Annotated in this window: 8 protein-coding genes and 1 pseudogene; 5 read left to right on the top strand and 4 right to left on the bottom strand. The window is 60.1% G+C overall.

Annotated features, from left to right (window positions below; genetic code table 11):
- The 3 genes from EN884_RS24755 to EN884_RS24745 all read left to right on the top strand — a co-directional run.
- A partial coding sequence (locus EN884_RS24755; RefSeq protein ID WP_128360782.1) for an HlyD family type I secretion periplasmic adaptor subunit occupies positions 1-715 on the top strand: 715 nt, incomplete at its 5' end.
- A 416-nt stretch (positions 716-1,131) separates the two neighbouring features.
- The gene (locus EN884_RS39765) at positions 1,132-1,563 is read left to right on the top strand and encodes a hypothetical protein (protein ID WP_244514442.1); all 432 of its coding nucleotides are present in this window, start codon (positions 1,132-1,134) and stop codon (positions 1,561-1,563) included.
- A gap of 83 nt (positions 1,564-1,646) precedes the next feature.
- Entirely contained in the window at positions 1,647-1,994 is a 348-nt protein-coding gene (locus EN884_RS24745; protein WP_063170809.1) for a hypothetical protein, read from the top strand.
- A gap of 312 nt (positions 1,995-2,306) precedes the next feature.
- On the opposite strand, the pseudogene EN884_RS24730 reads toward EN884_RS24745, so the two are convergent.
- The 3 genes and pseudogenes from EN884_RS24730 to EN884_RS24720 all read right to left on the bottom strand — a co-directional run bounded on the left by EN884_RS24730 (position 2,307) and on the right by EN884_RS24720 (position 3,895).
- Positions 2,307-2,613, bottom strand: a pseudogene (locus EN884_RS24730) (nuclear transport factor 2 family protein).
- 173 nt (positions 2,614-2,786) lie between these two features.
- Positions 2,787-3,401 carry a methyltransferase domain-containing protein gene (locus EN884_RS24725; RefSeq protein ID WP_024504651.1) on the bottom strand — a complete coding sequence of 205 codons (615 nt, stop codon included), beginning with the start codon at positions 3,399-3,401 and terminating at the stop codon, positions 2,787-2,789.
- 179 nt (positions 3,402-3,580) lie between these two features.
- Positions 3,581-3,895 carry a YMGG-like glycine zipper-containing protein gene (locus tag EN884_RS24720; RefSeq protein ID WP_013525070.1) on the bottom strand — a complete coding sequence of 105 codons (315 nt, stop codon included), beginning with the start codon at positions 3,893-3,895 and terminating at the stop codon, positions 3,581-3,583.
- A gap of 264 nt (positions 3,896-4,159) precedes the next feature.
- On the opposite strand from EN884_RS24720, the gene EN884_RS39760 reads away from it, so the two are divergent.
- The gene (locus tag EN884_RS39760) at positions 4,160-4,354 is read left to right on the top strand and encodes a recombinase family protein (protein WP_127390741.1); all 195 of its coding nucleotides are present in this window, start codon (positions 4,160-4,162) and stop codon (positions 4,352-4,354) included.
- 368 nt (positions 4,355-4,722) lie between these two features.
- Positions 4,723-4,908: a recombinase family protein gene (locus EN884_RS39755; protein WP_063170810.1), complete on the top strand. Its 186-nt coding sequence runs from the start codon at positions 4,723-4,725 to the stop codon at positions 4,906-4,908.
- A 35-nt stretch (positions 4,909-4,943) separates the two neighbouring features.
- Here EN884_RS39755 and EN884_RS39065 read toward each other — a convergent pair.
- A partial coding sequence (locus tag EN884_RS39065) for a sensor histidine kinase (protein ID WP_206617632.1) occupies positions 4,944-5,269 on the bottom strand: 326 nt, incomplete at its 5' end.

Genomic DNA, 5,269 nt, shown 5'->3' with positions numbered 1-5,269 from the left:
CTCCCATAATGTGCGCATGCTGGTCTCGATCGATCGCATCACCGCGCTCGAGCGCGAGGCCGTGCGGCTGGAGGCTGAACACGGGCAGTTGATCGCGGCGATAGCGCAGTCGAAAGGTCACACGTCGGAAATCCGCCTGCAGATCATCCAGATCGATCAGGATCTGCGCAGCGAAGTCGCCACGGAGCTGCGTGAGGTCCAGGCAAAACTCTCGGAGCTAGTCGAACGCAAGGTATCGGCCGAGGACCAGCTCAAGCGCATCGACATTCGAAGCCCGCAGGCCGGCGTCGTCCTTCAGCTTGCCGTACATACGATTGGGGGTGTCATCACTGCGGGCGAACCGGTCATGCTCATCGTGCCGGTCGCGGACCGACTGACCGTCGAAGCCCGTGTCGCTCCACAGGACATCGATCAGCTGAAACAGGGGCAGGAGGCGACGCTGCGGCTTTCGGCCTTCAATCAGCGGACCACGCCTGAACTCAACGGAAGCGTCAGCAAGATCTCCGCCGATCTCAGCACCGACGAGCGCACCGGCGCCGGTTATTACACTGTGCATATCGTTTTGCCGCGCACGGAACTTGCCAGACTCAAAAGACTGACCCTGGCGCCCGGCATGCCGGTCGAGGTGTTCTTCACGACCAGCAGCCGCACGATGCTGTCCTATCTCGTCAAGCCCCTGGCCGATCAGATTCAGCGAGCATTCCGGGAGGAGTGAAGCGCGCCTGGGCTGCAGCGACCGGCCGCTTCCCGCCGCGAGCATTCATCGGCTGGGAAATTGGCAGAATGCTGCTTTCGGTTTATTGATCCTCGACGACTCCCTGCTGGCCTCGATCCACTGGCCGCCTCCGAGGTAAAAGGCATGGGGACGTCGAACGCGGGCACGTTGGCTTCAATGCTCAACCGGCCTAGGGGTTAAGGACCGAGTGGAGCCGCGCCTTGAGGGTGGCTGCAGCATGCCAGGACATAGCCGACCGAGTTCTGCCGCGTCCGGCATGGCCAAAATAGGAATTGACCCCTCGCCCGAGTCAATTCTTGCTTGACATTTACGTTCCCGTTCTGTTCACTTCCCGAGCCTGCCGGAAAGGCCAACTGCCATGCTCATGCCGATCATCACGTAAGGCGCTCAAAGGGATGAACCTGCTCAACGGCGAACTTAGGAGCGACTTGATGTGCTCCCTCCATCACGCGTGCGACACGCTAGGAGGAACCGCGATGGGAACGATGTACTTCGATGCCGAGGTCAAAGCCGAGTTGCACTCTGAAGCGGTGAAGCTTGTCGCCCGCTACGAAAGCCCGCTTGAGACCGTGAAGGCGCTGATGGCCTACAACCGCGAGCCAGAGACTCAGATACTCGCCATAGCCCAGGCATCCGGGGATAGGTTCCATTGGCTACGACGATACGCCCCCTGTTGTAGGATGACCGGCGTGGACATTGCGAAGTCCCGCCCTGCGGCTAGGATAGCGCGGATGAACGGAACGACCTCCGAGGCAGCTTGTGCTGACGCACTCGCGGCGCTCCGCACGGCAGGGCGAGGCCGGGAAACGAAGTTGCCCATAAACTGATCGGAGGAGACTTGGTATTGCGACCCCTCGCGCGACCTCGGCAGGTTGAATCGTTCCCGGCGTGACAGGAGAGCTTTTTAGCCATGCATGACCTTATCGCTTTCATACAAAGCAACTCTGCGCTGGTGGCGGCTAACCCGTTGGCCTTTGCTACGTCTGCCGCATTGTTCGTCGCCGGCGGATTTGCCGTGGGGCGCTATTTCCTTGCGGAGCGCATTGCCAATCTGGAAAGCCGGATTGCGCGGCGCGACGAGGAGATCACGGACCTGAAGGCCAAGCAGAAAGCACCGGACCCGGAAGGCCCTGTGCCTCTATTCGAGATGACAGAGATGCTTCCCCCTGCGCCGTTCAACTTCAACCGGCTGTTGGTCAGCGGAAAAACACCCTCCAGGTTGAATAGTTTACTCTCCCAACAGAAAGCACCAGGCTGATCGTGGTCACGGCCTTCCACCGTCATGAGACCGGCGACCTGCAAACCGGCAAGCATGCTGGCCTCATTGCGTGGTCGCGCGAGGGTAACCCTTCGGTGGCTTATGGCGAGCCGACGACTCTGTTTGCGGGTGGCGACGTGCCGGACATGGAATAGCTGGAGGTGGTTTCATCCTTGGCAGCTACTTTGAATGCGTTCCGGAATTCTGAGGTTGGCATTTCGTCGGCGAGTGCAGCGATGCAAACGCGCATCGCGTAATCCACCTGTTTTGGAATGCGGGACAACGAAAAGATCCGACAGGAATGCCAACCCCCTACTCCACGATCTTCCAGTATGAGTCCTTGCGGATCACCTTTCCGTCACGAAATGTGTAGAAATCGCAACCTCGAACTTCCTTTTTGACGCCCTCGCGGGTGGTGCCGGTGAGGGTCCATTTCGACATGCCGGTGCTGGCAGCCTCGTCCGCAAAGTGCTGTCCACTGCCGTAATGCACATCGGGCAGACCCTCAAAGCGCGTCGCTAGCGCGTCTCGTACGCTGCGCTTGCCCTCGCAGCGCGTTCCCCAAGGCTCGGCCCCCCCTTGGCATCTCCAGAACGCAGTCGTCGGCAAAGAACGCCATGATGCGGTCCAGATCGTGCGCATTGAAGGCCTCGCAAAGCTCCGTCAATGTGGCTCGAATGTCCATTCGCGAACGGCTCCTCGGATTTCGAAGTAGGTCACTGGCGGCGGATCCGGTCAAGTGTCCAGCCAGACACCCTGGCTATGACCGGGATGGAGCGCGGCTTCCACCACTCACCCCTTCTTAGCGAACGCCCAGACCATCAGCGGGTATTCCTCGTCGTTACTGAGATCCCGCCACAGGCCGTAGGCGCGAACAGGGCCACCGATATGGGCCCTGGCGCAGGCCTTGTTGCCCCAGCCGTGGACCTTGACGTTGGCTTCGGGGAAGCCGCCGTCCACCATCAGCTGCTTGAGTCCGGCGGGCGTCCATCTGTTGTAGTCGTGCGGTCTGGCGTGCACGCGAAACAGGAAGGGCGTTGCCACCATCGCCCAACCGCCGGGTCGGGTCATGGCGTGGATGTTCCGCACCGCCGCCTGCGGACGCTGCACGTGTTCCAGCACCTGGTCGGCGATGACGATCGAATACTGCTCATCGGTGCGGTCGTTGCAGATGTCGAAGGCGGGGAAGTCGACAGAGCGGTAGTTGGAGCACATTGTGCGCCAATAGCGGTTCCAGCCGGGCGAGATCTCGATCACGTCGGAGGATTTACGGTTGCTGGCTTCGAGAAAGAGGCTGAAAGCCTCGATCTGGCGGATACGCAGCCAGTTGCGGGAATCATAGCCAAGCAGCCGCTTGGCTGCCTGTTTGCCACGGCTCTTCAGGGTGCCGGCAAGGCTCTCAGTCATCACGACCTCCAGAGACCCGCCGTCCTTGCTGGTAGCACTATGTTATGGGCAAAAGATGACAACGCAGCGCCGCCGCCGGCGGCGCGACCAGAAACAATGTACCAGCAGGGCCACCGCCCCACAGTGGAGCTTCCGTTCCCATTTCCCACTCAGACAACGGATGAGCAGACTAACCCTGCTTAATAATCGCCGTTGTAGTACCTGTCGTCGCACGGCGCCGTGTAGATGCGGCCGCGGCGGTCCTGGTAGCGGCACATCTGTTCGCCGCGACGCTGCGGCGTAGTGGCCGAGCCGACGACGGCGCCGAGCAGGGCGCCGCCGGCAGCGCCGATGAGCGTGCTTTCGGTGTTGCCGCCGATGGCCTGACCGACGAGGGCGCCGCCAGCGCCGCCGATCAGAGCGCCAGTTCCGGCCCGCTGCTGGCCTTCGGTCTGCGCGCACCCGGCCAGTGCCGCGGTCATCAGCACGGCGGCTATGACTTTGTGAACGTTCATGTAAGGTCTCCCTTGAAGGCCTGATATCCCTATGGCTTGCCACCTGCGGCTGCAATGCGGCGGAACGGGGGCACGAGCCGTCACGATAAAAGACATGGTTTCTCGGGTGTTGATAGAAGCCTGCCTGCTATTTTCCGCGCTTCTCGTTTATGGCGACAAGTCCATTCGGTACAAAGTGTCGATCATTGTGTAACGAGATTGAAGCCTCATACCGCTAGGATCGTCCGGTTCAAGCGAACGTTCAATCTGCCTTCCAGGCGCGAAATGATGGAACAGGCGCACACGGTCCGTCGACCTGCTGAGAACGCACAGCGCGTGCGCGCAGCTCAATACCTGCGAATGTCCACCGACCACCAGAGCTATTCGATCGACAATCAGAAGGATGCAATCCGTGAATTCGCGGATGCGATGAACTACGACACCGTGGCCACATACGAGGACGCCGGTCGCTGCGCTTGAACCTCGAAGCAAAGGCTGTTGGCGGATGTCGAAACGAAGAACGCGGATTTCGAATCGTCATCGTCTACGATGTGAGCCGCTGGGGCGATTCCCGAACCCCGATGAGAGTGCGTCGTACGAGTATCGGTGTCGTGTTGCCGGCGTTGAATTGAATATTTTGGCGAACAGTTCGCAAACGATGGCAGCATCGGATCAGACCTGCTCAAGGCGATAAAGCGCACGATGGCGTGCCGAGCACAGCCGGGTGTTGTCGGTCAAGGTGTTTGCCGGCCAGTGCAGGCTCGTTCGAATGGTGACACCGGCAGGGAGGGTCGGCCGGCCTGGGCCTGAGGCGCCGGTTCATCGACCAGCTTGGGTGCACAAAGACCATGCTCGCTCTCAAAGAGTACAAGGGCCTCCAGACGGATCGGGGCATCCTCGTGCCTGGACCACCTGATGAAATTGCGGCGGTGCGCTGGATCTACCATGAATACGTGAAGGCTGGTCGGACCGAGCTTCAGATTGCGCGGTCGTTGAATGCCAAGGGAGTGGTCACCGGTCTCAACCGACCTTAGAATTTCCGCTGCCCAAATTGTAGGCGCTGCCGCGATCAGCCTAGCCGTTCATCGGGTGCAAGGCGGGACAGTAGGCCGCGAATAGAGAAACGCAGGCCATCCGACGCGAAAACAAGATCTGGAGCCTCTCCAAATAGGCTGGTCAATGCGGCGCGCATATAGCGTGTTCCATATCCTACTCGCGAGGGTTGAACTACCGACGGTCCTCCTGATTCGATCCATCTCAGCGTCAGCACTGGTTCCGAACTCGCCGTTATATTCCATTCCATTCGTATCCTGCCTTCGGGGCGGGACAAGCCGCCATATTTAATGGCGTTTGTTGCTAGTTCATGAAGCGAGAGGGCGAGAGTTGTACCGGCAT

This window comes from Mesorhizobium sp. M7A.F.Ca.AU.001.01.1.1, from assembly GCF_004022735.1.
GTDB lineage: Bacteria > Pseudomonadota > Alphaproteobacteria > Rhizobiales > Rhizobiaceae > Mesorhizobium > Mesorhizobium ciceri.
This window is presented reverse-complemented; position numbering and strand designations above follow the sequence as displayed.

Bases quoted from the DNA above. Each gene is read 5' to 3' on its own strand.
- EN884_RS24725 (WP_024504651.1), bottom strand. From the start codon at position 3,401: ATGACTGAGAGCCTTGCCGGCACCCTGAAGAGCCGTGGCAAACAGGCA.
- EN884_RS39765 (WP_244514442.1), top strand. From the start codon at position 1,132: ATGAACCTGCTCAACGGCGAACTTAGGAGCGACTTGATGTGCTCCCTC.
- EN884_RS39760 (WP_127390741.1), top strand. From the start codon at position 4,160: ATGATGGAACAGGCGCACACGGTCCGTCGACCTGCTGAGAACGCACAG.
- EN884_RS24745 (WP_063170809.1), top strand. From the start codon at position 1,647: ATGCATGACCTTATCGCTTTCATACAAAGCAACTCTGCGCTGGTGGCG.
- EN884_RS24720 (WP_013525070.1), bottom strand. From the start codon at position 3,895: ATGAACGTTCACAAAGTCATAGCCGCCGTGCTGATGACCGCGGCACTG.
- EN884_RS39755 (WP_063170810.1), top strand. From the start codon at position 4,723: ATGCTCGCTCTCAAAGAGTACAAGGGCCTCCAGACGGATCGGGGCATC.